Source organism: Qipengyuania intermedia, assembly GCF_019711615.1.
Taxonomy (GTDB): Bacteria; Pseudomonadota; Alphaproteobacteria; order Sphingomonadales; family Sphingomonadaceae; genus Qipengyuania; species Qipengyuania intermedia.
The window spans coordinates 46449-71094 of the sequence record NZ_JAIGNS010000003.1 but is presented as its reverse complement, the minus strand read 5'-3'; the positions used below and the strand labels follow the sequence as shown (position 1 = coordinate 71094).

Below are 24646 nucleotides of genomic sequence, written 5' to 3'. Positions count from 1 at the left end.
GGCGTCAGGCCTGCTTGCCTGCGAGTTCATCTGTTGCGCGTACCAGCCCGTCGACGATCCCCGGCTCGCTGGCGCTGTGGCCGGCGTCGTGGACGATGTGCAGTTTCGCTTCGGGCCACGCCTTCTTCAGCTCCCACGCGCTGGTCGGCGGGGTGCAGATGTCGTGACGACCCTGCACGATGATGCCCGGGATACCGGCAATCTTGCCGACGTCGCGAAGCAGCTGCGCTTCTTCGAGATAGAAGTCGTTGAGGAAATAGCGAGCACAAATGCGGGCAAAAGGCAGCGCCTTCGACGCGTCGGCAAAGCTTTCCAGCAAATCCGGATTGGGCAACAGAGTCGCCACCTGGCCTTCCCAGATCGACCATGCCTTCGCCGCCGTCAGCCTTGTTTTTTCGTCGGGGCTCGTGAGGCGAGCGTGATAAGCCTGGACCAGGTCCTCACGCTCGTTTTCTGGAATGATCGAGACGAAGTCGTCCCAGGCCTCGGCCATGATCTCGCTCGCGCCATAGCTGTAGAGCCAGCGCTTTTCCTGGGCACGGGCAAGAAACACCCCGCGCAACACCAGTTCGCTGACCCGTTCCGGATATTTCTGGGCATAGGCGAGCGCGAGGGTCGAACCCCAGCTCCCGCCGAATGCCTGCCATTTCTCGTGGCCGCACATTTCACGCAGGCGTTCGATGTCCTCCACGATCCGCCAGGTGTCGTTGTTCTCGATCTCGGCGAATGGAAGGGACTTTCCGCAGCCGCGCTGGTCGAACAGCAGGACGTCATAGAGTTCCGGGTCCCACTGCCGCCGGTGATCGGGGCTCATGCCGCCGCCAGGGCCACCGTGCAGGAAGACTGCGGCCTTCGCTCCCGGGGTGCCGACGCGCTCGTAATAGAGCGAATGGCCTTCGCCTACGTCGAGCATTCCTGTTTCGTACGGCTCGATCTCGGGATAGAGCGTCCGCAGATCATTCGTCATCGGAGGTGTCCTTTCTTTCGACCACAACGATCGGGCCGATCGGCGCGCCGGTATCGAGCCGATCCGTCGCGGGGTTCCACAGGGCCGACACGTTTCCGTCCAGGAACAGCGCGTTGGTAGCGTTCAACTCGTCCTTGAAGAAGCGAGCCAGCTTACCGAACGACAGCGGGGCGTTTGAAATCACGAAATGGGCGCGCCCCCGCTCGTCGATGCCGACGCCGTTACGGACGTAACGCGACGGACCGTTTTGCGTGATTTCCGGATGGATCTTGCCGTCGATGACCAGCATTGGGCCGGACTGCGTCCCGAATTCCGGACGGTCGGACACATTGGCGAGGAAGTCTTCGGTGGTACGGATTTCCCACTTGTCTCCCGAACCGTAGAAAACCCCGTTCGGCTTCATATGGAAGTTACCTTCCCCGTCTGCCGTATTGAGTTCCTTCAAGCGCTGCGAATTGACTACAAAGTATCCGATCGGCCTCCCGTCATCGCCGAACATTCCCGCATTCATCGCGAATGCCAGACTTTCTTCGCCACGGGCACGCGAGAAACTCGTCAGGCTGCGATAAGGTTCTCCGCCATCGGGACCCAACGTCATGGCGATCCGATGGCGCGATGGGACCGCAAGGCAATGGGTGAGAGAAGTGTCTTCGAAGATGATCGAACGGCATGCGCTTTCGACTTCCGACGCGACGGAGGGCGCTTCGTCAGGGGATGCCGTCGCGGCCGGAGATGCGCCGGGCTGCCCGTCGATGCGCGTGCGCGTCACAGGCTCTCCTGCAGGCGGAGGCTCGCAGGAGGAGAGGATCAGGGCTGGGAGTGCGACCAGAAGGTATTTCATTGACCGTAACCGGGTTCCTTGGCGAGGCGGATGGCATCGCGTGCGGCTGCAAATAGCGCACCTGCCTTCGCTTCGCATTCTCGTTGCTCATAGCTGGGATCGCTGTCTGCGACGATTCCCGCGCCCGCCTGAACGTGCATGGTGCCGTTCTGGATCACGGCCGTTCTCAGCACGATGCAACTGTCGAGCGTCCCGTCGGGCGCAAAATAACCTACGCCGCCGGCATAGGCCCCGCGTTTGGCGGGTTCGAGTTCCGCAATGATTTCGCAGGCGCGCACCTTGGGCGCGCCGCTGACCGTTCCGGCGGGGAAGCCTGCAAACATGGCGTCTAATGCGTCGAACCTGCTGTCGAGCTTGCCGGTGACATTGCTGACGATATGCATGACGTGGCTGTAGCGTTCGACCGTGTAGCTGTCGGTAACCGTGACCGACCCGCGCTCTGCCACCCGGCCGACATCATTGCGGCCGAGATCGAGCAACATCAGGTGTTCTGCCAGCTCTTTGGGATCGGCAAGCAGCGAGGCTTCGGCCTCCCGATCGAGTGCGGACGTCGCGCCTCGTGGCCGCGTTCCGGCGATCGGGCGGATCGTCACCTCGTCGTCGCGTACGCGAACGAGTATTTCCGGACTGGAACCCACGATCGCGAACCCCGGCATGTCGAGGAAATAGAGGAAGGGAGACGGGTTCACGCGCCGTAGCGAGCGGTATAGCGCGATCGGGGGCAGCGGGAAGGGCGCGGTAAAGCGCTGGGACAGCACTACCTGGAAGATATCGCCTGCTGCGATGTATTCCTTGGCCCGAACCACCATTGCTTCGTAATCCTCAGCCGCCATCGTGGGTTGGGGCTGGATTTCGGGGAGGGCAGATGTGTCCTCACGGCCAGGAACGACAGCTGCGCCCAAACGTGACAAGGCAGTGTCGATTCTCTCCGCAGCGCGGGAGATCAGTCCGTCGGGCCGGTCTGCATCTGCCCACAAGGGCGCGACGCAGAACAGCTGGTCGGACAGATTGTCGAAGACGAGGATCAGCGTCGGTCGGACGAACAGCATGTCCGGCACTTCTATAGGCGCGGGCTTTGGCTGCGGGAGTTTCTCGACGAGACCGATAGTCTCGTAACCGAAATAGCCGACCAGGCAGGCAAGCGCAGGCGGCAGCTCCTGGGGAACCTCGAAGCGGCACTCGGCCAACAGCGCACGAAGCGCGTCCAGCGTCAGTGCTGCGCACGTTTCGAACCGGTCACGGTCCCGCTTCCATTCACGGTTGATTGCGGCATTGTCTCCCTCGGCGCGGAAGACGAGGTCCGGGTCGAGGCCAAGGAGGCTGTAGCGCCCCCGAACCTCTCCGCCTTCGACCGATTCCAGCAGGAAGTCGCCGCGCCCGTCCTCCATGAGGTTGAGCGCAGCACCTACCGGGGTCACGGTGTCGGCAACGACCTTGCGCCAAACGAGGGAAGGGCGACCGGCTTCGAGTTCTACCCTCGCCCGCTCGGTTCCCTCGAGATTGTTCGCCAAGAGCGGCCTCAGTTCGATTCGCCGAGCAACTGACGGCGTACCGCCGCAATTGCATCGGGATTGCGTTCGACACCGACTTCGGCGCGCATGGCAGTGATCATCTGTTCCGAAAGCTCGGCAGACCAGCCCTGCGAAATCTGCGTCTTCGCCTGGTTGATCAGCGGGTCGTTCTCTTCCAGTTCGCCCAGCGAAATGTCGTCCAGCGAAACGATGTACCAACCCTGGTCCTGGCTTCCTTCCAGCTTCTTGGAAGTGCCTTCCGCCATAGAGAAGAACAGCGCCACGGGTGCAGGCACATTTGCATCGCGCATCTGCGCAACTTCCTCGCGGGTTATGTTGAGGCTGTCGGGACTGGGTAGCGAGACGTCTTCTTCTGCGAGTGCTGCTGCAAGCGTAGCACCGCCTTCGACGCGCTTCAGGACGCGATCGGCAGCGGCGCGGGCGCCTTCATTGCCACGGACGCGGCGCCATTCGGCGATAACATTCTCGCGGATTTCGGCGAGCGGAGCAGTGGCCGACGGCGTGATTGTCGCAACTTCGTAGACGATGAAGTTTTCTCCATCGGGCAGGGCAGCAATTTCAGGCTCGCCTTCCTCGATCTGGAAAGCGAAATCGAGGGCAGGCTGCAGTGCCTCGGGTGCGCGCTGCTGCGTTCCGTAGACGAAACCTGATGCAGTAAGAGGCTGCGTCGACTGGATTTCGAGATTCAGTTCCTCGGCAACGGCCGTCAGCGACGCGCCGTCTGCAAGCCGGTCTTCGATGGTCGTGGCCAACTCGGCGATCCCGCGCTGGCGATTGCGTTCGCGCAGGACGTCGGCAATCTCACCCCGCACACTTGCGAGGCTCTTGGCAGCTTCCTGTGTGACGTCGTCAACGCGGGCGATATGCCAGCCGAGCGGGCTGCGCGCAGGGGCTGTGAGGCCGCCTTCGGAAGCGGAGAAATAGGCATCTGCAACGGCAGCGCTCGCCTGTTCGCGAACGGTATCGCGCTCTTGGTCTTCCAGCTGCGCGGTGCGGAATCCGGCAGCATTCGCTGCTGCCGCAAAGCTCTGGCCGCCGCGCACACGCTCGGCAATCGCTTCGGCGCCCTGGCGCGTCGCCACGATCAACTGGGTGAAACTGCGCGTCTCGCGGGCTGCGTAGTCTGCCGCATTCTCACGGTAGTATTCCTGGATCTGGGCATCGGTCGGTTCGATCGTGTCGCCAAGCGCATCTGCTCCGAAGCTGGCATAGCGGAGGCTCCGGCGCTCGGGACGAACGAAGCGCTGGCTGTTTTTGGAGTAGAAGTCCGTGAGCTGGGCATCGGTCGGGTTTCCGGTCGGTGCGAATGCGGTTGCCGGGATGACTGCGACCGAACCGCGGCGGCGTTCTTTGAAGGTGCGCGCATAGGTTTCTGCAATCGAATCCGGCACGATGGTCCCGTATGTTGCCGGGATGATCGACTGGCGGAAGAAGAGCGAAGTGCGAACCTGCTGGCGCAATTGGGAATCGGTCAGGCTCTGGGCATTGAGGAACGCCTGGTAAGCGCTCTCGTCGAAATCGCCGCTCGGCCCACGCGCGCCCGGGATTTGTCCGATCTCGCTGTTCACGAGGTTGCGACCTGCACGCAGGCCGTTTTCTTCACCCCAGGCGATAAGCACGAAGCGGTCGATCAGGCCGTCGAGCACATTATCGAGACCGTCGCCGGCCAGCAGGGTCTGGATGGTGGCATCGGGATTTTCCTGCCGCACGCGGCGCAGCGCCTCGCCGGTGGCGTCGTTGAGTGCAGAGGTGGAGATCTTTTCATCGCCGACCACGGCGACGCGGTCTCCGCCAGCAACACCGCCGAACGCGCCGGTGCTGGAGACATCCATGCTGGCGAATGCGAAGCCGATCAGGCCGAGAAAGGCGAGGGCAATGGCGAGGCCGACCTTCGTCTTAAAGAAATTCCGGAAAAAAGTGAGCATGACTTGCGGGAATGCCTCTTCGATGCTTTGGAGCGCGCCGCACCCGCTGGGGTACGAAGCGATACCGTTTCGAGCACGGCGCTTTATCCGCCATGCGACCTCCCCGCAACAGGTGCTGTCCGCTTTTGACGCAATTACAAGCCCGGTCTGGCGATTGCGCACGCGCTCTCTATATAGCGCCAGCCAGATCCGATCATGTGACAGGAAATCTTCATGGCCGAACGGCCCTATATTGTTGGTAATTGGAAAATGAACGGGACGCGCGCGATGCTCAGCGAAGCGCGCGCGATCGACCGTGCTGCCCAGCGTTATATGAAGGCGGAAGTGGCCGTTGCCCCGCCTTACACTCTTATCCATGCCGTCCACCGCGAGGCCGAACAGATCGGCGTTGGCGCGCAGGACTGCCACCCGGGCGCGGAAGGGGCGCATACCGGTGACATCTCCGCCACAATGCTGGCCGATGCAGGCGCGAAGTTCGTGATCCTCGGCCATAGCGAACGTCGCGGTGCCCACGGCGAATCGAACGAGTTGATCAATGCGAAGATCGAAAGCGCTCTAGAAGCGGGCCTTCGCATTATCCTGTGCTGCGGCGAAAGCCTGGAGCTTCGCGATTCGGGCAAGGCCGAGGAATTCGTGCTCGGCCAGTTGCGCGCCAGCCTTCCCAAGATCGAAGATGCCGCCGAACGCGTGACCGTGGCATACGAGCCCATCTGGGCGATCGGCACCGGTCGTACTGCGACCATCGAGGATATCGCTTCCATGCATGCGGCGATCCGCACGCTGCTCGATGAAACCTATGGCGCAGAGCAGTCGGCCGAAGTCCGCATTCTTTACGGCGGGTCGGTCAATCCCGACAACGCCCGCGAAATCCTGGCGACGCCCGAAGTAGGTGGTGCCTTGGTCGGCGGTGCCAGCCTCTCGGCGGAAAGCTTCCTCGGCATCGTGGTCGCGGCTTCCGAGGCAGAGGACGCCTGACTTTCCAAACCTTGCCGTTTTACCCGCGCACGCCTAGATGCTGCGCGTCAATTTCAAATCGATCGAGATAGATACCCATGTTCCTCTTCCTCACCGTCGTTCAGGCGATCGTCGCGGCAGCGCTCGTTGGCGTAATCCTCATGCAGCGCAGCGAAGGCGGCGGATTGGGTATCGGCGGCAGCCCGTCGGGCATGCTCAGTGCGCGCGGTGCGGCGGACTTCCTTACCCGCTCGACCAAGTGGCTGGCGGTAGCCTTCGTCGTGCTTTCCATTGCACTGGCTGCCATGGCTGTCGAAGGCGTGGGCGTGGACGGCGTGGAATCGACCCTCGATCGCACCGTGGCACCGGCAGAGCCGGTCGATCCGCTCGGCGGACCGGGCGCCGCGCCTGCACCGGATGCTGCACCTGCAGAGCCGGTCGACCCGCTGGCAGACTAAGCCAAAACCAACCTGTTTCGCTGGCGTCTGTGGACGGCGCGCATTTCTGCGCGTCTTTATCCTTGCGCCGACTCACTCCCCACGCTTAAGGCCCAACTCCCATGGCGCGGTATATTTTCATCACCGGCGGCGTGGTCTCCTCGCTCGGCAAAGGTCTCATGGCTGCGAGCCTCGCAGCGCTTCTCCAGGCGCGCGGGTACAAGGTCCGCATCCGCAAATTCGATCCCTATCTCAATGTCGATCCGGGCACGATGAGCCCGTATCAGCATGGCGAAGTCTATGTGACGGACGACGGGGCGGAGACCGATCTCGATCTCGGTCACTACGAACGCTTCACCGGCGTATCCGCCCACCAGGGCGACAACATCACCTCTGGCCGGGTGTACCAGCAGATCATCGCCAAGGAGCGGCGCGGCGATTACCTCGGCGCGACGGTCCAGGTGGTCCCGCATGTGACCGATGCGATCAAGGAATTCGCGCTCGCAGGCCAGGACGACCACGATTTCATCCTGTGCGAAATTGGCGGCACTGTCGGCGATATCGAAAGCCTTCCATTCATGGAGGCTATCCGCCAGCTTCGTAACGAGCTGGAGCCCATGCAGTCGCTCAGCGTCCATGTGACGCTGGTGCCCTATATTGCGGCCGCGGGCGAGCTTAAGACGAAGCCGACCCAGCACTCGGTCCGTGAACTCGCCAGCCTCGGCATCAAGCCCGACGTGCTGCTGTGCCGCGCGGAACATCCGATCCCCGACGGGGAACGCCAGAAAATTGCGAACTTCTGCAACGTGCGCAAGGAAGCAGTCATCCCCGCTCTCGATGCCCCGTCGATCTATTCGGTCCCGCTGCAGTATCACGGAGAAGGTCTCGACACCGAAGTCCTGCGCGGCTTCGGCATCACCGATGCGCCCGAACCCGACCTGTCCCGCTGGTACGATGTGGTGGATCGCCACTCCAATCCGGAAGGCGAGGTCACCATCGGCGTGGTCGGCAAGTATGTCGGTCTTCAGGACGCCTACAAATCCCTCAACGAGGCACTCGTTCACGGCGGCATGGCGCACCGCGTCAAGGTCAACATCAAGTGGATCGACGCCGAAGTCTTCGAACAGGGCGACAGCGATATCGCGGCCCAGCTTGAGCCGATGCATGGTATCCTCGTGCCCGGCGGCTTTGGTGAACGCGGCAGCGAAGGCAAGATTGCAGCCGTACGCTTCGCCCGCGAACGCAAGGTCCCTTTCCTTGGGATCTGCCTAGGTATGCAGATGGCGTGCATCGAAGGTGCGCGCTCGGCAGGTTTCGAAAAGGCCAGCTCGACCGAGTTCGGTAGTACAGAAGAGCCGGTTGTCGGCATCATTACCGAATGGATGACGCAGGAAGGCCTCGAGAAACGCGAAGCGGGCGGGGACCTCGGCGGGACAATGCGCCTTGGGGCCTATGATGCAAAGCTTGCCGCGAACAGCCATGTCTCCGCAATCTATGGCGGGAAGAGCGAGATTTCCGAGCGGCACCGCCATCGCTACGAAGTCAACGGCGCCTATATCGAGCCACTCGAAAAGCAGGGGCTGATTTTCTCGGGCATGTCGCCGGACGGATTGCTTCCCGAAATCGTCGAGCGGCCCGATCATCCTTGGTTCGTCGGCGTCCAGTTCCATCCCGAACTGAAGTCCAAACCCTTTGATCCGCATCCGCTTTTTGCCGGATTTATCGGCGCGGCGCTGACCCAGGAACGCCTCGTCTAAAAATTTTTTTCAAACCTCGTGTGAACGTAAACACTTGTTTTCTCACATGGCGTGTTTTTCCAATTTGTACCAACGCGACAAAGGCCCCCTTTTCCGGAAAAAGGGGGCCTTTATCTTTTGTTGCATTTGATGCAGACATCTAACTGCACAGCGGTCGCAGACCCTTGAATTTACAGACTAACGCTGCGCCAGCAAGCGGTGGGCTTGCCTCGAACTCGGTTGTCTTCTGCGACCCGGACAACCGAATTAGGGGCTTGGCGGCGCTAGACGTCGCGGGGGCGGCACCTTCGGGTACCGCCCCCTTTCGTTTCCGGATCGGAATGTAGTTTACGCAGCAGCGCTGTCATCTTCGCCTTTGACGATCTCGAGCGGCTTCTGCCCGCCGATTGCAATCTTCTTGGGCTTCATCGCTTCGGGTACTTCACGCACGAGATCGATGACGAGCATGCCGTCCTTGAGGTCGGCATTCTCGACGCGCACATAGTCTGCCAGATCGAACCGGCGTTCGAACCCGCGATTGGCGATGCCGACATGCAGCATATCGCCGTCGGGCTGGTCATCGCGTTTACGCCCGTTGATCGTCAGCAGGTTCTGCTGCGCTGTGATATCAAGGTCTTCGGGACGAAAGCCCGCGACTGCCAGCGTGATGCGGTATTCGTCATCACCGCGGCGCTCGATATTGAAGGGGGGGTAATTATCGCCGCCGGCGTTCCGGGCCTGGCGTTCCATCAGGTCGAACAGACGGTCGAAACCGACGGTGGAACGGCGATAGGGAGTGGTATCAAAACGGTTCATCGAAACAAATCCTCTGTTGAGCAATTTGACTATATGAGGAGCCCGAAACCGGCGCTCCGACGTCGCTGCGGCATGCAACGACAAAACCAACATAGGCAGCGTCCAAACGCTTTCAAGCCGCCCGGCAACCGGCTAAACCATTTTTCCCAGACAAGCCCAGAAGGACCCGCGATGAGCCAGCCCAAGATCGATATCTACACCAAATTCGGCTGCGGCTTCTGCTATCGAGCGAAAAGCCTGCTCGACAGCAAGGGCGCGGAATATGCTGAGCACGACATTACCATGGGCGGCCCAAAACGCGACGAGATGCTCGAACGCGCACCCAATGCGCGCACGGTCCCGCAGATATTTATCGGGGACACCTATGTCGGTGGATCGGATGAACTCGCAGCTCTCGAACGAGCCGGTAAATTGGACGCGTTGCTGGCCGCTCAATGACCCGCATCGCCCTGTTCCAGTCGACAACCGGAATCGACCCGTCGCGCAGCGCGGCAGCCTTGATCGATGCCATCGGGTCGGCGTCCGAGGGCGGGGCGCAGATTCTTTTCACTCCCGAGATGTCGGGCCTTCTCGATCGCGATCGGAGGAGAGCCGCCGGACAAATCGTCGACGAAAACAGGGATGAGGTTCTCGCTACGGTAAGGGACGAAGCGGCAAGACGCGGTATCTGGGTTCATCTCGGGTCGCTCGCGGTCGATGCAGGCGATGGTAAGTGGGCAAACCGAGGGTTCGTAATCGACGAAAAAGGCGACATCGCCGCGCGCTATGACAAGATGCACATGTTCGATGTCGATCTGGACAGCGGCGAAAGCTGGCGGGAGTCCAACGCCTATCGGCCGGGCGACAAGGTTGTAACCGTCGATTGCCCGGTGGGAAAACTGGGCCTCACGATCTGTTACGATCTTCGCTTTCCAGCACTATACGAGGCGCTTGGCCGCCTGCAATGCGATGCAATCGCTGTTCCTGCAGCTTTTACCGTGCCTACCGGGAAGGCGCATTGGCACGTCATGCAGCGCGCCCGCGCTATCGAAGCGAGCGCGTTCGTCATTGCCGCGGCACAGTGCGGCAAGCACGAGGACGGGCGCGAAACCTATGGCCACAGCCTCGTCGTCGACCCGTGGGGCGAAGTGCTGCTGGACATGGGCGACGGCGCGGACAAGGTGGCCTTTGCCGAGATCGATCACAGCCGCATAGAAACCGTGCGCGCACAGGTCCCCAGCCTTGCCAATCGCCGAGAAATCGCCATTTAGGCGCGCATGATCGTATTCGACCTCCATTGCGATAACGGCCACCGGTTCGAGGGTTGGTTCGGGTCTTCTGCGGACTTCGACCAGCAGAAAGAGCGCGGCCTTATCGATTGTCCGGAATGCGGATCGTCCCTGGTGGGCAAGGCTCCCATGGCGCCTGCAGTTGCAGCGAAGGGTAACAGGACACAGGCAGCAATTCCGGTCGATGAGCCCAAGGCCGAGGCGCAGCTGTCGAATGCGCCCATGCCGCCGGAAGTGAAGAAGGCCTTGGAGACGTTGGCCAAAGCGCAGGCCAAGGCTCTGGAGAAAAGCACCTGGGTGGGTGACAAGTTCGCCGAGAAAGCGCGCTCGCAATATTATGGCGAGATCGACGAGACCCCGATCCACGGCAAGGCAACGCGTGAGGAAGCGGAGGATCTGGCCGCCGAGGGGATCGCCGTCGCGCCGATCCTCTTTCCGATCGCCCCTCCCGACGAACTCAACTGATTGCCACACAAGGCAGAGGCGCTATACGAAGCGCCGGGGCGCCCGTAGCTCAGTCGGATAGAGCATCAGATTCCTAATCTGGGGGCCACAGGTTCGAATCCTGTCGGGCGCGCCATTAGCAATAATCCGCAGAACTCTGGGATTCTCGAGTCTACCCGACGGGAATACGATGGGCACCTTATGGCGACTTTGGGGTCGATTGCTGACGGTCCGCTTTCAAGCGAATTACGCTATATCCTGACGTTGGATAGCGCGTATGCGATCCACCCTAAACGTTTGGCAGTCTTTGGTCGGCGAAGCCCCATCCCAATAGCTGTTTGCTCGCGGCCCGATCAATCAGCGCGGCGACATCGTCGATGGCGAATGGCTTAGCATCCTGGATCTCTTTGAGCTCGTTCCAGCCGATCGGTACCGCCACCGGGGCACCGCTACGGGCGCGCGCGGAATAGGGCAGGACGGCGGTGCTGCCACGCTGGTTGCGCAGCCAGTCGATGAAGATCTTTCCCTTGCGCTTGGCCTTGCTCATCGTGGCAGTGAAGCGGTCGGGCTCGGCCAGGCTGAGCGCCTCGGCAAAGCGGCGGGCGAAGTCCTTGTGCGCTTCCCAGTCGTGACCGCGGGAGAGCGGCACCACGACGTGGACGCCCTTGCCGCCCGAGAGCATGGCGAAGCTGACAAGACCAATATCGCTCAAGCGCGCGCGGATGTCGCGAGCGGCCTGCTTGACGTCCTCGAAATCGAGCCCCTCGTCGGGGTCGAGGTCGAAAACCATACGATCGGGCGCCTCGACATCGTCGCTGCGCGAGGCCCAGCCGTGGAATTCGATCGTTCCCATCTGCACGCATTGCAGGATGCCGCGCGCGTCCTCCAAATAGAGATATTCCTCGGTCCCTCCGTCCTTCTCGCGGATCGGCACATGGTGCACCGCGTTGCCGAAGCTGCCACTGTTATGTTTCTGGAAAAAGCATTTCTTCGCCCGCCCCTGCGGGCAGCGTACTAGGCTAACCGGGCGACGGGCGGCGAAGGGCAGCATAATGCCGGCAACGGACCGGTAATAATCGGCGAGTTCGCCTTTCGTCTCGCCACTGTCGGGAAAGATCACCCGGTCGCTGCTCGAGATTTTCACTTCGGATTTGGCATCGGGGACACTGGCTGGTTTTTCCGGTATCACCGCCTTCGCCGGCTTGTCCGAGCGCAGGCCCAGATAGCTGCCGTGGCGAACGTTGCCGTCCGCTGTGAACTCGGCAAAGGCGATCTCCGCCACCAGCTTCGGGGTCAGCCAGGTGACGCCCCTCGCGCTGGCCGTGTCGGTCTCCACCGGCGCGGTCTTGCGCTCCAGCCGCCGCATCTTCGCGGCGAGATCGTCCATCTCGTCCGTGGTGAAGCCGGTGCCGACCTTGCCCTTGTAGACTAGCGTGTCGCATTCGTTCTGTGCGAGCAGCAGCGAAGCAAAGGGGCGGCCCTTGGAGTTCGATTTCTTCCAGCCGACGATAACGAACTCCTGGCGCCTCGTGCACTTCACCTTGACCCAGGCCTTGCTGCGCGAGTGGCGGTATTTCGCGTCGATCTTTTTAGCGATGATGCCTTCCTGCCCGGCCCGGCACATCGCATCGTAGAGCCTCTCGCCCGATCCGATCACGTGGTCGGCGACATGGACCGGCGGCTCGGCGGTGGCGAGCAGCGCCTCGAGCCGCTCCTTGCGCTCGATGTTGGCAAGTGGAGCGAGGTCTTCGCCATCGAGCTCGACCAGATCGAAAGCATGGAAAGCCAGCTTGTCCGCCTTCGACTGGCTGCCATGGCCGCGCTTGAGCACCGCCTGCAGAGTCGAGAAATCGGGATTGCCCTTACTATCGTAAGCAACGATTTCCCCGTCGATCAGGCAAGCCGGCAGGTCGAGCGCGGCAACTGCCTTCACCAGCGGAGCGAACTTGTCGGTCCAGTCCTTGCCGCTGCGGGTATAGACGCGCACCGCATCGCCCTTCGCCGCCACAATTGCGCGGTACCCGTCGAACTTGATCTCGTGCATCCAGCCGTTGCCGGCAGGAACATCGTCGACCAGTGTAGCGAGTTGTGGCTTGCGGAATTTCGGCAAGGGCGCGGACTTGCGTCTTTTTTGCGGTTTCGTCTTCGAAGCATTGTGCGCGGCGGCCTTTTTCATCTGCGCAAGGAAGGCATCGTCCTTCTTGCCCGCCAGCGGGAACTCGCCGCCCTTGTCCGCCGCGATTTCCGCCATCGAGCGACCGGTGAGCACGCTGCTTAGCTCGCGCTCCACCAGCGCATCGCCTTGTTCGACATGGCTGTCCTGCAGCTTGCGTAGCAGCCAGTTCTCGCGCTTTTCGCCGGTTTTCTTCTTCAGCCGGATGAGTAGCCATTCGCCCTTCATCCGCTCGCCCTGAAGCGTAAAATGCAGGTGCCCCTCGTCGAGATCGCTGGCGCTCTTGCCTTCGATCGGGGCCCAGCTGCCGCGGTCCCACAGCATGACCGTGCCGCCGCCGTATTCGCCTCTGGGGATGGTCCCCTCGAACTCGGCGTAGGACATCGGGTGGTCCTCGGTCCGCACCGCCAGTCGCTTGATATCGGGGTCGGGAGAGGGGCCCTTTGTCACCGCCCAGCTCTTGAGCACGCCGTCCACTTCCAGCCTCAGGTCCCAATGCAACCGCGTGGCATCGTGTTTCTGCACGATGAAAAGGTCGCCTCCCTCGCTGCTTTCGGGCTTGCCGGAAGGTTCGGGCGTCTTCGCGAAATCGCGTTTCGCGTTGTAGTTGGCAAGCGGGTCCGCCGCCTTGCCAGCAGCCTTTTTCGCGCCCGCCATATCAGGCGATCTTCTTGCGCTTCGCAGCCTTGGGCTTGTTTGTCTTGTCGTCCACGGATTTCTTGAGCGCCGCCATCAGGTCTATCACATTGCCGCCCGATGCCTCGGCATCGCCGGCATCCTCGATAATCGCCTTGTTGCTTTTCGATTTCGCCTTCTTGTCGATCAACTTCCTCAACGCATCGACATAGCGGTCCTCGAATTCGCTCGCGTCGAAGGGCGCGCTTTTCTGTTCGATCAGCGTGGTGGCAAGGTCGAGCAATTCCTTTTTCGGCTTGGCATTGTCGATATCGGAGAAGAAGGCCTGCCCCTTACGCACCTCGTCCGCATAGCGCAGCGTCTCGAGCAGCAAACCCTTGCCGCACGGCTTGATGGCGACAAGCTTTTCCGAACCGCGCACCGATAACTGTCCGAGCGCCACCTTGCCCGCCTTGCGCAGCGCCTCGCGCAGCACAATGAACGCCTCTTCGGCGAGGTCGTCCTTGGGCGCGACGTAATAGGGCTTCTCGAAATACAGCGGGTCGATCTCGCAGGTGTCGACGAACTGCACCAGCTCCAGCGTCTTGCGGCTCTCGATCTTGACCGCCTCGATCTCCTCCTCCTCCAGCAGGACGTATTCGCCCTTGGACACCTCGTATCCCTTGATGATCTCGTCGCGATCGACCGGGCCGATGCCAGGCACGACCTTCTCGTACTTGATCCTTTTGCCGCTGGGCTCGTGGATCTGGTTGAAGCTGATCTTTGCGCCCGTTTTGGACGCCGAGTAGATCTCCACCGGGATCGAGACGAGCGCTAGCCTGATCTGTCCCTGCCAATATGCGCGTGCTGCCATGCGTAACTCCGTTTCGAAGGAGTCAGCGATTAGAAGCGAGGATGGTTTCAAATGGCGGAATTGGGGCCGATTGCGGACTGACCGGAGTTGGCTCTGGAAATGTCCGAAGCGGACATCGGAATTGTAGAGCCTCGGGTCGACTTAATTCGCCGCCTCTACTGGGCTCAGGAACTTCGTCGAGCGACTGCTGAATTTACCCCTCCAGAAAGACCAGCTCGCAAGGAGACCCAACAGCACAAGAGCCAACCCGGCAAAGGTCATTGCGATCCGCCATAGGAATCCGCCAACCTTCGCGGCATGTATCGGGTAGAGTTTCTCGACAACGGTAGAAGCTGCATCACCCATCGCCGGATCATCCTTGGCAACGATGGTTCCAGTTTCTGGCGCGATCCATGCATAGCTTCGACCATTAGGCGTCCACTCAAAGTCCTGCCGGAAACGAACTGTAATCGGTTCGCCGGGCGCTGCAGGCATCATCAATCGACGGGCGGGGGCCGAAGGATAAGCCGCCTGAGCGTTGGCCATGACGGATGCCCAATCGGTACTTTCGCTGATGGACGCTAGGTCACTCGGGAGTTCGGGCTTAGCATCGGTAGTCGCGATCGGTGAGAGCAACACGGAAGAGATCGCCGGGAACACCATCATCGTGCCAGTGGCAGCGACGATGAGCAGCAAAGGCGATGTGACCACGCCCAGATCGCGATGATGCCTTACTATTGCGCTAGAGGTGTAGCGCGCCGGCCATAGGCGGAACCGGAATGTCTTTCTGGTACGCCACCAAAGGATCGCCCCGGTGATGGTGAATGCCAACAACAGCAGCCCCAGAACTCCGGTTATGGTCTTCCCAGCTTCGCCCATCAGCAGGTAGTGATGCAGGTCGAACAACCACAGTTCGGGCCGCTCCCAGATCCCCGACCAGCGATCGATAACGGTCCCATCTTGTGCGATGTAAGCACCGCTCCCGTCCAAATAGATTGCCTGGTGTAATCCGATCTCTTCGCTAGCAAACGTGATGCGGGACAGCCCGGGCGCGGTCTCAACGGCAACTTCAATCGCCTTGGCCAGTTCGGCCGGACTGCTGGCCGGTGCGTCATTGGCACCGTCCAGCAGGATCCAGCTGTCTTCCCATAGGAGAACTGTGCCGGACAGTCCGATCACAGCCAGAACCAAGCCGACCAGGCCGCCTGTCCAGCGATGCAGAAGCGAGAGAAGTTTCATCAGAATTCGCTGCGCAAGCTCAAGGTAAAAGTGCGCCCGCGGCCGGAGAAGAAGCGGCTGTTGTCCGTCACACGGACCGTATCGCTATCATAGGTGACGTAGAACTTGTCGGTCAGGTTCTGGGCGGCCAGCGAAACTTCTCCGAAGTCCGCACGATACGAAACGAATGCATCGAGCAGCGTGTAGCCTTCGAAATCGGTAGCCGTCGAAGCGTCGTTGAACTCGCGCTCGAGATACATGCGCGCCTGCGCCCGAGCGCTAAAGCGTCCCGAGGTGTAATCGGCTGCCAAATTCACGCGGTCGGGAGAAATGTTCGCGCCGTCGAGGTCCTCGTCGATGAGGCCATCGTCGTCGGCATCGGTCTGCCCTTCAAGCGCCGCGTAGCCCCCGCTAAGCGAAAGCCCGGTAATCGGGGTCTGCCATGCGAGACTTGCCTCGAAGCCTTGGATCTCGATCGGCTGGCGCTCGACCTCGAATACATCGTTGCGCAGGACGAGAAGCGATCCAAAATCGCTCGACGACCAGAAGTAGCTGGCCGATGCCTTGATAGCGCCGCGATCCCATTCGAGCCCCAGCTCGCGGTTGTTCGAGACCACCGGCTCAAGGGAAAGGAAATCGTCGACGTCGATCCCCGCTTGGGTGATCCCTCGCAGGATACGGCCGACATCGGCGATGGTGAAACCTTCGGCATAGCTTCCGTAGGCCCGCAGCCCGTCGATTGGCTCGATGATAACACCGCCGTTCAAGAGCATATCGTCGAACGATGGTGAGCCACCCTCGACATCCACGGACCCGTAGCTGGCGAGCGTCGTGAAATCGCCGACATTGAGTTCGACATTCTCGTAGCGAAGACCGCCTGCCAGACGCACTACTCCATCAGCCAAGGCCAGATTGCCCTGGAGGAAGGGGGCCAGACTCCGGAAATCGCTTTGCGGTACCCAAACACGATCGGTTTGCACGAGGGACTGCGCGGTCCGGTCGAACAACGCATCGAATCCGGCCGTCAGCACGAGGTCTTCAAAACCCGGAAGCGCACCTTCGTAGCTGACCTTCGCGCCGAGCTTGCGCGACCGATTAGCCGACTGATCGAAAAGGGTGCCGCTTGGATCGATCGCCGGATCCTGAAAGGTCCCGAATACACCGCCGCCGAAGACGTCGCTGGTTCGGCTATAGAACCCCTGCAAAACAAACGTGCCGCCGGCGAGGTCGGGATCGGTCAATGAAGCCGAAAGTAGCTCCGCAGTGTTCGAAGGCGGCGCGCCCGGCGTTTCGCCACGCTCGCTAGTGGATGGGATGTTGGTCGTGCGATTGCCGGAAACAGAAACGTAATTGGCATTGCCTTCGAGTTCGAACCTGTTCGCGACAACTTCAAAACGGGCACCGTTGGCGAGATCGTAGCCGAGGCGAGCGAAGGCTGACCAGCTGTCGCTGTCCTGGATCTCGCCCTGTGTGCCATCGACCCCGATGCGATTCCCCGAGCCATCGAAGAACGCTCCACGTTTTTCGAGCGTAGCACCAAAGTTGGCGTCGAGCGATCCGGCGCGATAACCGACCAACGCGCCTGTTTTCGCGCCAATACCTTCGCCATCGAAGCCATCGGGAAGTGTGACCTGCGAGAGGGTACGGAGAGAAACGCCGTCTTGCCGGGGCGCGCCGACAGTCACCTGGTTCACCACGCCACCTGTGGCTCCGATACCCTGGAGCGCGTTCGATCCGTAAATGACTTCAACGCGATCGATAAAGAACGGGTCGATCGTGTAGCCGTCGCGCGAACCATCTCGGACAGGCGTCGACTGGGGAATGCCATTGATCGCGTAAAGCGGCGCACGCCCGCGCAGGCTTTCACCTGCTCCTGACAGTTTCTCCCGGGTCGGAGAGAAGGACGGCAACAGCGCGGAGACTGCATCCACCGTCGAGCCGGAAACAAGGACCTGCCTTTCGAGCGCTTCGCTATCGATAACGTCTACGGTCAGCGGCAGCGCGCTAGCCGGAAGCTGCGTTCGGGCCGCGGTAACGACAATCGTATGCTCGCCATCCGTGTCCGACGATGCCGTCCCGAGAACATCGGTGGTTTGAGCAATAGCGGGCGAAAGCGGTGTCAGCGCAAGCGCGCCGACCAGATAGCGGTACATTCAAAGCTCCCTTGAGATTTGCCGTCGCCTAACCTTTCTGCGATTAATTCGCAATAGCAATATTGAGACTTCCTTAGAGAGCTCGCTTGCCGTCAGTGATGTCGGTTGAGGGGCCGTTTGCGGTCAGTCCGGTTATGGCATCTAGATCGCGATAAGCTGCCGCTCGGCTTCCGACCCGTTTGCAGTCATCGCGAAGCGAAGGTAAGCTAGGCCATGTTGTCGAGCCTGCTGCGTTCTCTGCCGTATTTGGTGCACACAAACAGAGAGCTTGGTTTGATGCTTGCGGGTGAGAAGCCGATGGCCTCTTTCGTCGGTGGCTGGGGCTGCTTTCCGGAAGTCGTAGAACGATACCTAAGACTTTTCGATCGCCATGTCGCAGAGGGTCGGCTTGTGCGCATGGACCATTTTTCTGAAGCTATCGGGAGGCGTGCCTACATTGCTCACCGGATATTGTTCGCGTTACCGGGAGAAGAATGGCGAATGCAGGCAATGATTGATCTTATGACGGGTGACGAACCGTGGTCGCCCGCGTTAGAGCGTCGGCAAGGCGAGCTCCTTGGTTACGCGGACTGGATGAACGACTATTGGCTGGAGTTCATCTATGGAAAGCAGACGGTCTGAATTCCACCCAATGTCTGACAATCAGCGCACCTGCGAGCTAACCTGGAAACGGTCGATAAGTGCTGCCGAGCGACCGCTTCCTTAGTTAGATTTCAGTCCTCTCCGCCAATAGCAACGCATCCTCGACATCGACACCAAGGTAACGCACCGTGTTCTCGATCTTGGTGTAGCCCAGCAGGATTTGGATAGCCCGGATGTTTCCCGTCGCGCGGTAGATCATCGCCGCTTTCGTCCGACGCAACGAATGCGCCCCATATTCTGCCTTTCGCAGTCCGATTGCCGTTACCCATTCATCGACCAGGCGGGCATACTGTCGCGTGCTCATGTGGCTTGCTGGATCAACACGACTCGGAAATAGGTAGTCGACAGTCGAGCCACCTCTGCGATCCAACCACGCTAGCAGTGTAGCTCGCACATCAGCGGTAATCTCGAACTGCACCGGCTTGTTGGTCTTTTGCTGGATGACGGTTGCTCGATTGCGGATGTCGACACCCGCAACCACGTCTCCGATCTTGATCTTCACCAAATCGCAGCCCCGCAGTTTGCTGTCGATCGCGAGATCGAAAAGGGCCTTGTCCCTCAATCGCCCTTCGCGATCGAGATGAAAGCGGATCGCCCAAATCTGCTTCTGCGTCAGCGGACGCTTAGTTCCGACATTCTTACCAGCGTTCCAGGCCGGGTGATGCCGCGTGGCTGCATCAAACCGTGAGTATCCCATTCATTTTCTCCTCGGCCATGATTGGCCGAGAAGATAACGCTCGAGATAATAATGCTTGTTTTCAGCCCAAAAATCGACTGGCAGCTTTCAGTGGGGGAAACTCGAAAAGCTGCCTATCAATTGGCCGAAGGTTTTCAGATTTTACCAGTCAGCAGTTTGCTTCCATTGGCACGCGTCCGGATTAGCAAGCTCAATCACACTGCTCTGCTAGTCCCACGAGATCACGCTATCCGCCGAACTCCAGCTCGCTGGCCGGATCATCTTTTCGTGTGCGATACGGACTGACCTGATCTCCGCCTCAATCTCTCGCCGCCAATGCGCGAGGAAATCGAACAGCACCGGGAAATCCGGTGCTGCATCGTATTCCTGCCAAGCATAGATCTGCAGGAGCGAAGGGTGATCCGGCATGAAATAGCAGATCTCAGCCGTCGTCAGCCCGTACCCTTCCAGCTGAACCAGCAAAGCGAGGTCGGTCATTGAAGTGTGGGCTGGCTGTCCGGGCCGTCGAGCGAGCGCAGCGCCGCGAATACATCGTCAACGGAAGCCGGACCCAATTCGGGGGGCTGGCGCATCGCCGGCTGGTTTTCGACGGCATGCCGATCTGACGCCCAGGAAGCCAGAATGGCTCGCTTCACTTCGGGCTCAAGCGCTGGATGATGCGCCACATCGAATGGATGCAAATATCGTGCGAATGGTTGCGACATAGGAAAATCCTCCTTTCTGCCTTGCCGCTGGTCACTCACTGCGGATTGCTCCGCTCGGCGTATTTTGTGAGTCGATTTCAGACCGTCAAGACCCTTATAAGGCGTCCGGAAAGCGCCCATTGGCAGTCGCAATCGGCGAGTGCCAAAAAATTTGATTTGGACCTCTTGAAGCCGTTTCCAGCAAAACTAAATCGCGAAATGCCTCCTGCCGATCATCCGGGGGAGGCGCTGTAAGTCATTTCGCTTTGTAATGGAGGTTATGCATGCATTTCCGACCTTTGCACGATCGCGTGCTGGTTCGCCGTATCGAGGCCGAAGAAAAGACGGCCGGCGGCATTATCATCCCTGACACCGCCAAGGAAAAGCCGATGGAAGGCGAAGTCGTCGCCGTTGGCCCGGGGGCGCGTGACGATGCCGGGAAGCTGGTGGAACTCGCCGTCAAGGCGGGCGACCGCATCCTGTTCGGCAAGTGGTCCGGCACCGAAGTGCGGATCGACGGCGAGGACCTGCTCATCATGAAGGAGAGCGACATCCTCGGCATCATCGAAACTGCCGCCGAGCTCAAAAAGGCGGCGTAAGCAACCAACCCGATCTTCGGTTCAATCGAAAGAAGAGAAAGGAGCAGGCCAGATGGCTGCGAAAGAAGTAAAGTTTGCGTCGGATGCGCGTGATCGCATGCTCCGCGGCGTGGATACGCTTGCAAATGCGGTCAAGGTAACTCTCGGCCCCAAGGGCCGCAACGTGGTGATCGAGAAGAGCTTCGGTGCTCCTCGTATCACCAAGGATGGCGTCACTGTCGCCAAGGAAATCGAACTCAAGGACAAGTTCGAAAACATGGGCGCACAGATGCTGCGCGAAGTCGCCAGCAAGCAGAACGACAAGGCGGGTGATGGCACCACCACCGCCACCGTTCTTACCCAGGCCATCGTGCGCGAAGGTGCCAAGGCGGTTGCTGCCGGCATGAATCCGATGGACCTGAAGCGCGGTATCGACCTCGCCGTCGGCACCGTGGTCAAGGACCTCGAAAGCCATGCCAAGAAGGTGTCCGCCAACAGCGAAATTGCACAGGTCGCGACCATTTCCGCCAATGGCGACGAAACCGTCGGTCGCATCCTTGCTGAAGCCATGGACAAAGTCGGCAACGAAGGCGTGATCACGGTCGAGGAAGCCAAGAGCCTCGAAACCGAGCTCGAAACGGTCGAGGGCATGCAGTTCGATCGCGGCTATCTCTCGCCCTACTTCGTGACCAACGCCGAAAAGCTGAAGGTGGAACTCGAGGATCCCTACATCCTCATCCATGAGAAGAAGCTGTCGAACCTGCAGGCGCTGATCCCGTTGCTCGAACAGGTCGTGCAGTCGGGCAAGCCGTTGCTGATCATCGCGGAGGATGTCGAAGGCGAAGCCCTGGCAACCCTGGTGGTCAACAAGCTGCGCGGCGGCCTGAAGGTCGCGGCGGTCAAGGCACCCGGCTTCGGCGATCGCCGCAAGGCCATGCTGCAGGATATTGCCATCCTCACCGCCGGCAATGTGGTCAGCGAGGAACTCGGCACCAAGCTGGAAAATGTCACGATCGGCATGCTCGGCCGGGCCAAGAAGGTCATCATCGACAAGGACAACACCACCATTGTCGATGGTGCCGGTAACAAGGCCGACATCGACGCCCGGGTAAGTCAGATCCGCGCCCAGATCGAGACCACGACCAGCGACTACGATCGTGAGAAGCTGCAGGAACGCGTGGCCAAGCTGGCTGGCGGCGTTGCCGTCATCCGCGTCGGCGGTGCCACTGAAGTCGAGGTCAAGGAGCGCAAGGATCGTGTCGACGACGCGCTGCACGCAACCCGTGCGGCCGTCGAGGAAGGCATCCTGCCGGGTGGCGGGATAGCCTTGCTCCGCGCGCTCAAGTCGCTCGAAGGCCTAAAGGCAGCCAATGACGACCAGCAGTCGGGTATCGACATTGTGCGCCGTGCGCTGCGCGCCCCGGCTCGCCAGATTGCCGAGAACGCGGGCGAGGACGGTGCCTATATCGTCGGCAAGCTGCTCGAAGGCGACGACTACAACCACGGCTTCAACGCCGCGACCGGCGAATATGAAGACCTGGTGAAGTCGGGTGTCATCGATCCGGCGAAGGTGGTGCGCACTGCGCTGCAGGACGCGGCTTCGGTTGCCTCGCTGCTGATCACCACCGAGGCGCTGGTGGCCGAACTGCCCAAGGAAGACACGCCCGCACCGATGCCGGCGATGGACTTCTAACAAGGTTAGGAGAGCGCGGCATCAAGCTGCGCTCTCCACACCTCCACGCACGGCTGGCGGCAGTGCTGCCTGGCGTCTCCACACGCCCTCTTGAGCAAGGCAGTCTCCGAAAATGGCGATGTCAGAAAAATCGGTCCAATGAGAGAGGAGGAGATTATGACCGACAGGTATCTGGGATATCTTTCACGCGAACATGCGCGGCTCGAGAACGAAATCCGGCTGGAAAGCAAACGACCCAAGCCTGACGAAGTTCTGATTGCCCGCCTGAAGAAGCTCAAACTGGCGCTCAAGGACCAAATGCGAAGCTGGGCTTCCGATCACGCGAGCAGCGATCGGCTGACCGCGTAAACGGACTAGAACCAAACATATTCTCTCTTGGAAGAAGGCAGGCGCACCTCTATCGGTGCGCCTCGTTCTCTCTTGCAAGGTGCTGAAAAAACGACGATAAAAAATTTTATCCAGTCTTGAAACCAATTGCGCGTTTCCTAATTTCGTTGATACCGGATGCCATAATGGGTCCGGTTGGACATTAGGGCGTCAGCTCTTTCGTTCGCTGACGCTTCTCGTGCCCAGATTGCTCAACAAGGAGGATTTGGAAATGAGAACTGCATTTGATTTGACCCCCTATCGCCGCTCGACGGTCGGCTTTGATCGGCTCTTTGATGCGCTCGAAAACAGCTTCCGTGCTGAGACGCAGGACAGCTACCCACCCTTCGACATCGTCCGAACCAGCGAGGACAGCTACCGGATCACTCTGGCGGTGGCCGGCTTCCGTCCGGACGAAATAGACATCACCGCACAGCAGAACCAGCTCGTCATCTCCGGTCAGAAAGACGAGAAAGACGAAGACGGTGTGAATTTCTTGCATCGCGGTATCGCTGCGCGCGCGTTCCAGCGCCGGTTCCAGCTGGCCGACTATGTCGAAGTGCGCGATGCGGACTATGAGCACGGCATGTTGACGATCTCGCTCCAGCGGATCGTCCCGGAATCGCTCAAGCCGCGCAAGATCGCCATCGGAAGCAGCAAGCATGGCAATGACGACACGCCGCAGCTGACTGAAGACAAGGCGGCCTGAGCCTCATGGCAGCTGAGAGGGCCGGTCTCACCAATGGGACCGGCCCATCTTGGTAAATTAGATTCCCGGTTCGAGTTTAAGCCTGACCATGCGCTCTTCGCCGCCGCGCATCAGCGTGAGTTCGACGATTTGTCCGACGCGAAAGTCGTCAAGTCGGGCGAGCAGATCGCCCACTCTGGACACAGGTTTGCCATTCAGAGCGGTAACGATGTCCCCAGGAGCTACGCCGCCCCTAGTGCGCTGCGCTGCAATCAGACCGGCGCGATCCGCTGAGGACCCGGGATCGACCCGCAGTATGAAAACACCTTCGATCCCCGAAACACGTTTGAGCCGGTCGTTGATATCGTCATCGCTTTCAAGGCCAAGGCTGGGTCGCGTATAGCGCCCCTCAGAAATCAGTTGCGGCACAACCCGCATGACCGTGTCGACCGGTACGGCAAAACCGATGCCTGCCGATGCCCCCGAGGGACTGTAGATTGCGGTATTGATCCCGATCAGTCTGCCCGCTGAATCGAGCAGCGGACCGCCAGAATTGCCTGGGTTGATGGCCGCATCGGTCTGGATCAGGTTGCGAATGTCGGGGCCGTTCTCATTAGGCAGCGAGCGATCCAGTGCCGAGACGATCCCTTTAGTCAGGGTCCAGTCTAGGCCGAACGGGTTTCCAATCGCGAAGACATTCTGCCCGACTTGCAGATCATTGCTCGTTCCTATGGGGACCCGAGCGGGCGCTGTGAAACCTGCACCGCCGATCTTCAAAACAGCAAGGTCGTGCTGTGGGCTCGTACCCACCAGTGTGGCGGAAAACTGGCGACCGTCAGCAAGCTGTATTTGCGCTTCTGATGCACCCTCGATGACATGATAATTGGTAAGGATATGACCTGCCTCATCCCATACGAGGCCCGAACCCGACCCGCGCGGGACGCTATAGACATTACGTGTCCAGAAATCGGCAACTCGCTGCCGTGTCGATATGAAGACGACGGACTCTCGGGCATTGCGGAACAGGTCGATATTGGCGCGTTCATCTGCAGCTAGATCTCCACGCGGAGTGACCATCCGTGGCTCGGCCACCGGAGCTGACTGGTTGAAGAGTAACGACACTGTTGCAGCTAAGAGGAGCCCATTCATTATGATCAAAACCACTATCCATGGACGCGAATTTGGCGTTGCCTTCGTCAACGATCTTCTCATCACAGATAAATAGCGCTGGTTATGCAAGGATCAACGGAACGCCGCTTCATTCTTCGATCGACAGCGGTATCGACAAATTTCAATCCATGATCGGACATTGGGGAAGCCCATAACCAAGGCTAAGCTGCCAGTCCGCTTCCAGGTTCCTCTAAGAG

24 protein-coding genes and 1 tRNA gene are annotated in these 24646 nt (G+C 60.2%); 12 read left to right on the top strand and 13 right to left on the bottom strand.

Annotated elements, in window-relative coordinates; genetic code table 11:
* Nucleotides 1–4: 4 nt before the first annotated feature.
* From pip to K3179_RS12165, 4 genes are read right to left on the bottom strand one after another with little or no spacing between them, the layout of a single operon-like run.
* Complete coding sequence (gene pip, locus K3179_RS12180; protein ID WP_221565767.1) at nt 5–967, bottom strand: prolyl aminopeptidase; 963 nt, start codon at nt 965–967, stop codon at nt 5–7.
* On the bottom strand, nt 957–1808 hold the full coding sequence (locus K3179_RS12175; protein WP_221565765.1) for a phosphodiester glycosidase family protein: 852 nt from the start codon (nt 1806–1808) through the stop codon (nt 957–959). The genes pip and K3179_RS12175 overlap by 11 nt, the downstream gene beginning before the upstream one ends.
* A complete protein-coding gene (gene trpE / locus K3179_RS12170; protein WP_221565763.1) occupies nt 1805–3319 on the bottom strand; it encodes an anthranilate synthase component I in 1515 nt (504 codons plus the stop codon). Before trpE ends, K3179_RS12175 begins: the two co-directional genes overlap by 4 nt.
* A gap of 8 nt (nt 3320–3327) precedes the next feature.
* A complete protein-coding gene (locus K3179_RS12165) occupies nt 3328–5265 on the bottom strand; it encodes a peptidyl-prolyl cis-trans isomerase (protein WP_221565761.1) in 1938 nt (645 codons plus the stop codon).
* A gap of 213 nt (nt 5266–5478) precedes the next feature.
* Between K3179_RS12165 and tpiA the strand changes: the two genes are divergently transcribed.
* The 3 genes from tpiA (at nt 5479) to pyrG (ending at nt 8413) form a co-directional block, all read left to right on the top strand.
* Nucleotides 5479–6240, top strand: a complete 762-nt coding sequence (gene tpiA / locus K3179_RS12160) for a triose-phosphate isomerase (RefSeq protein ID WP_221565759.1) — start codon at nt 5479–5481, stop codon at nt 6238–6240.
* A 77-nt stretch (nt 6241–6317) separates the two neighbouring features.
* Nucleotides 6318–6677, top strand: coding sequence for a preprotein translocase subunit SecG (gene secG, locus K3179_RS12155; protein ID WP_221565757.1), 360 nt, complete (start codon nt 6318–6320; stop codon nt 6675–6677).
* A gap of 101 nt (nt 6678–6778) precedes the next feature.
* On the top strand, nt 6779–8413 hold the full coding sequence (gene pyrG / locus K3179_RS12150; protein ID WP_221565755.1) for a CTP synthase: 1635 nt from the start codon (nt 6779–6781) through the stop codon (nt 8411–8413).
* Between the two features lie 327 nt (nt 8414–8740).
* Here the strand turns inward: pyrG and K3179_RS12145 are convergent, their stop codons facing one another.
* Complete coding sequence (locus tag K3179_RS12145) at nt 8741–9208, bottom strand: Hsp20 family protein (RefSeq protein WP_221565753.1); 468 nt, start codon at nt 9206–9208, stop codon at nt 8741–8743.
* 171 nt (nt 9209–9379) lie between these two features.
* Here K3179_RS12145 and grxC point away from each other — a divergent pair, with 171 nt between their 5' ends.
* The 4 genes from grxC (at nt 9380) to K3179_RS12125 (ending at nt 11056) form a co-directional block, all read left to right on the top strand.
* Nucleotides 9380–9646: a glutaredoxin 3 gene (gene grxC / locus K3179_RS12140; protein WP_221565751.1), complete on the top strand. Its 267-nt coding sequence runs from the start codon at nt 9380–9382 to the stop codon at nt 9644–9646.
* A complete protein-coding gene (locus K3179_RS12135; RefSeq protein WP_221565749.1) occupies nt 9643–10458 on the top strand; it encodes a carbon-nitrogen hydrolase family protein in 816 nt (271 codons plus the stop codon). The genes grxC and K3179_RS12135 overlap by 4 nt, the downstream gene beginning before the upstream one ends.
* 6 nt (nt 10459–10464) lie before the next feature.
* Nucleotides 10465–10941 carry a DUF1178 family protein gene (locus tag K3179_RS12130; protein WP_221565747.1) on the top strand — a complete coding sequence of 159 codons (477 nt, stop codon included), beginning with the start codon at nt 10465–10467 and terminating at the stop codon, nt 10939–10941.
* 38 nt (nt 10942–10979) lie between these two features.
* Nucleotides 10980–11056, top strand: a tRNA-Arg gene (locus tag K3179_RS12125).
* 153 nt (nt 11057–11209) lie between these two features.
* On the opposite strand, the gene ligD is transcribed toward K3179_RS12125, so the two are convergent.
* From ligD to K3179_RS12105, 4 genes are all read right to left on the bottom strand, one after another.
* Nucleotides 11210–13750: a DNA ligase D gene (ligD, locus tag K3179_RS12120; protein WP_221565745.1), complete on the bottom strand. Its 2541-nt coding sequence runs from the start codon at nt 13748–13750 to the stop codon at nt 11210–11212.
* 1 nt (nt 13751) lies between these two features.
* Nucleotides 13752–14582 carry a non-homologous end joining protein Ku gene (gene ku / locus K3179_RS12115; protein ID WP_221565743.1) on the bottom strand — a complete coding sequence of 277 codons (831 nt, stop codon included), beginning with the start codon at nt 14580–14582 and terminating at the stop codon, nt 13752–13754.
* A gap of 141 nt (nt 14583–14723) precedes the next feature.
* On the bottom strand, nt 14724–15800 hold the full coding sequence (locus tag K3179_RS12110; protein WP_221565741.1) for a PepSY-associated TM helix domain-containing protein: 1077 nt from the start codon (nt 15798–15800) through the stop codon (nt 14724–14726).
* Nucleotides 15800–17932, bottom strand: coding sequence for a TonB-dependent receptor (locus tag K3179_RS12105; RefSeq protein ID WP_221565739.1), 2133 nt, complete (start codon nt 17930–17932; stop codon nt 15800–15802). Before K3179_RS12105 ends, K3179_RS12110 begins: the two co-directional genes overlap by 1 nt.
* 213 nt (nt 17933–18145) lie before the next feature.
* Here K3179_RS12105 and K3179_RS12100 point away from each other — a divergent pair, with 213 nt between their 5' ends.
* Entirely contained in the window at nt 18146–18553 is a 408-nt protein-coding gene (locus K3179_RS12100) for a hypothetical protein (protein ID WP_247713043.1), read from the top strand.
* A gap of 85 nt (nt 18554–18638) precedes the next feature.
* On the opposite strand, the gene K3179_RS12095 is transcribed toward K3179_RS12100, so the two are convergent.
* The 3 genes from K3179_RS12095 to K3179_RS12085 all read right to left on the bottom strand — a co-directional run bounded on the left by K3179_RS12095 (nt 18639) and on the right by K3179_RS12085 (nt 19975).
* Nucleotides 18639–19271 (bottom strand): tyrosine-type recombinase/integrase, encoded by a 633-nt coding sequence (locus tag K3179_RS12095; RefSeq protein ID WP_221565737.1) that lies wholly within the window; start codon nt 19269–19271, stop codon nt 18639–18641.
* 207 nt (nt 19272–19478) lie between these two features.
* The gene (locus tag K3179_RS12090; RefSeq protein ID WP_221565735.1) at nt 19479–19748 is read right to left on the bottom strand and encodes an usg protein; all 270 of its coding nucleotides are present in this window, start codon (nt 19746–19748) and stop codon (nt 19479–19481) included.
* Complete coding sequence (locus tag K3179_RS12085; protein WP_221565733.1) at nt 19745–19975, bottom strand: hypothetical protein; 231 nt, start codon at nt 19973–19975, stop codon at nt 19745–19747. The genes K3179_RS12090 and K3179_RS12085 overlap by 4 nt, the downstream gene beginning before the upstream one ends.
* 263 nt (nt 19976–20238) lie before the next feature.
* On the opposite strand from K3179_RS12085, the gene groES reads away from it, so the two are divergent.
* From groES to K3179_RS12065, 4 genes are all read left to right on the top strand, one after another.
* Nucleotides 20239–20553, top strand: coding sequence for a co-chaperone GroES (groES, locus tag K3179_RS12080; RefSeq protein ID WP_066760610.1), 315 nt, complete (start codon nt 20239–20241; stop codon nt 20551–20553).
* 52 nt (nt 20554–20605) lie between these two features.
* Complete coding sequence (gene groL / locus K3179_RS12075; RefSeq protein ID WP_221565731.1) at nt 20606–22225, top strand: chaperonin GroEL; 1620 nt, start codon at nt 20606–20608, stop codon at nt 22223–22225.
* 156 nt (nt 22226–22381) lie between these two features.
* Complete coding sequence (locus K3179_RS12070; RefSeq protein WP_221565729.1) at nt 22382–22573, top strand: DUF465 domain-containing protein; 192 nt, start codon at nt 22382–22384, stop codon at nt 22571–22573.
* A gap of 250 nt (nt 22574–22823) precedes the next feature.
* Nucleotides 22824–23300, top strand: coding sequence for an Hsp20 family protein (locus K3179_RS12065; protein ID WP_221565727.1), 477 nt, complete (start codon nt 22824–22826; stop codon nt 23298–23300).
* A gap of 57 nt (nt 23301–23357) precedes the next feature.
* Here the strand turns inward: K3179_RS12065 and K3179_RS12060 are convergent, their stop codons facing one another.
* Nucleotides 23358–24401, bottom strand: a complete 1044-nt coding sequence (locus tag K3179_RS12060; RefSeq protein WP_425594763.1) for a S1C family serine protease — start codon at nt 24399–24401, stop codon at nt 23358–23360.
* Nucleotides 24402–24646: the final 245 nt, after the last annotated feature.

What these genes read in the sequence shown, in the direction of transcription:
- K3179_RS12135 (WP_221565749.1), top strand. Translation starts at nt 9,643, where the DNA reads ATGACCCGCATCGCCCTGTTCCAGTCGACAACCGGAATCGACCCGTCG.
- ligD (WP_221565745.1), bottom strand. Translation starts at nt 13,750, where the DNA reads ATGGCGGGCGCGAAAAAGGCTGCTGGCAAGGCGGCGGACCCGCTTGCC.
- secG (WP_221565757.1), top strand. Translation starts at nt 6,318, where the DNA reads ATGTTCCTCTTCCTCACCGTCGTTCAGGCGATCGTCGCGGCAGCGCTC.
- K3179_RS12165 (WP_221565761.1), bottom strand. Translation starts at nt 5,265, where the DNA reads ATGCTCACTTTTTTCCGGAATTTCTTTAAGACGAAGGTCGGCCTCGCC.
- tpiA (WP_221565759.1), top strand. Translation starts at nt 5,479, where the DNA reads ATGGCCGAACGGCCCTATATTGTTGGTAATTGGAAAATGAACGGGACG.
- K3179_RS12130 (WP_221565747.1), top strand. Translation starts at nt 10,465, where the DNA reads ATGATCGTATTCGACCTCCATTGCGATAACGGCCACCGGTTCGAGGGT.
- K3179_RS12090 (WP_221565735.1), bottom strand. Translation starts at nt 19,748, where the DNA reads ATGACCGACCTCGCTTTGCTGGTTCAGCTGGAAGGGTACGGGCTGACG.
- K3179_RS12175 (WP_221565765.1), bottom strand. Translation starts at nt 1,808, where the DNA reads ATGAAATACCTTCTGGTCGCACTCCCAGCCCTGATCCTCTCCTCCTGC.
- K3179_RS12100 (WP_247713043.1), top strand. Translation starts at nt 18,146, where the DNA reads ATGTTGTCGAGCCTGCTGCGTTCTCTGCCGTATTTGGTGCACACAAAC.
- K3179_RS12145 (WP_221565753.1), bottom strand. Translation starts at nt 9,208, where the DNA reads ATGAACCGTTTTGATACCACTCCCTATCGCCGTTCCACCGTCGGTTTC.
- pyrG (WP_221565755.1), top strand. Translation starts at nt 6,779, where the DNA reads ATGGCGCGGTATATTTTCATCACCGGCGGCGTGGTCTCCTCGCTCGGC.
- K3179_RS12095 (WP_221565737.1), bottom strand. Translation starts at nt 19,271, where the DNA reads ATGGGATACTCACGGTTTGATGCAGCCACGCGGCATCACCCGGCCTGG.
- K3179_RS12110 (WP_221565741.1), bottom strand. Translation starts at nt 15,800, where the DNA reads ATGAAACTTCTCTCGCTTCTGCATCGCTGGACAGGCGGCCTGGTCGGC.
- ku (WP_221565743.1), bottom strand. Translation starts at nt 14,582, where the DNA reads ATGGCAGCACGCGCATATTGGCAGGGACAGATCAGGCTAGCGCTCGTC.
- K3179_RS12065 (WP_221565727.1), top strand. Translation starts at nt 22,824, where the DNA reads ATGAGAACTGCATTTGATTTGACCCCCTATCGCCGCTCGACGGTCGGC.
- groES (WP_066760610.1), top strand. Translation starts at nt 20,239, where the DNA reads ATGCATTTCCGACCTTTGCACGATCGCGTGCTGGTTCGCCGTATCGAG.
- grxC (WP_221565751.1), top strand. Translation starts at nt 9,380, where the DNA reads ATGAGCCAGCCCAAGATCGATATCTACACCAAATTCGGCTGCGGCTTC.
- groL (WP_221565731.1), top strand. Translation starts at nt 20,606, where the DNA reads ATGGCTGCGAAAGAAGTAAAGTTTGCGTCGGATGCGCGTGATCGCATG.
- K3179_RS12085 (WP_221565733.1), bottom strand. Translation starts at nt 19,975, where the DNA reads ATGTCGCAACCATTCGCACGATATTTGCATCCATTCGATGTGGCGCAT.
- K3179_RS12070 (WP_221565729.1), top strand. Translation starts at nt 22,382, where the DNA reads ATGACCGACAGGTATCTGGGATATCTTTCACGCGAACATGCGCGGCTC.
- pip (WP_221565767.1), bottom strand. Translation starts at nt 967, where the DNA reads ATGACGAATGATCTGCGGACGCTCTATCCCGAGATCGAGCCGTACGAA.
- K3179_RS12105 (WP_221565739.1), bottom strand. Translation starts at nt 17,932, where the DNA reads ATGTACCGCTATCTGGTCGGCGCGCTTGCGCTGACACCGCTTTCGCCC.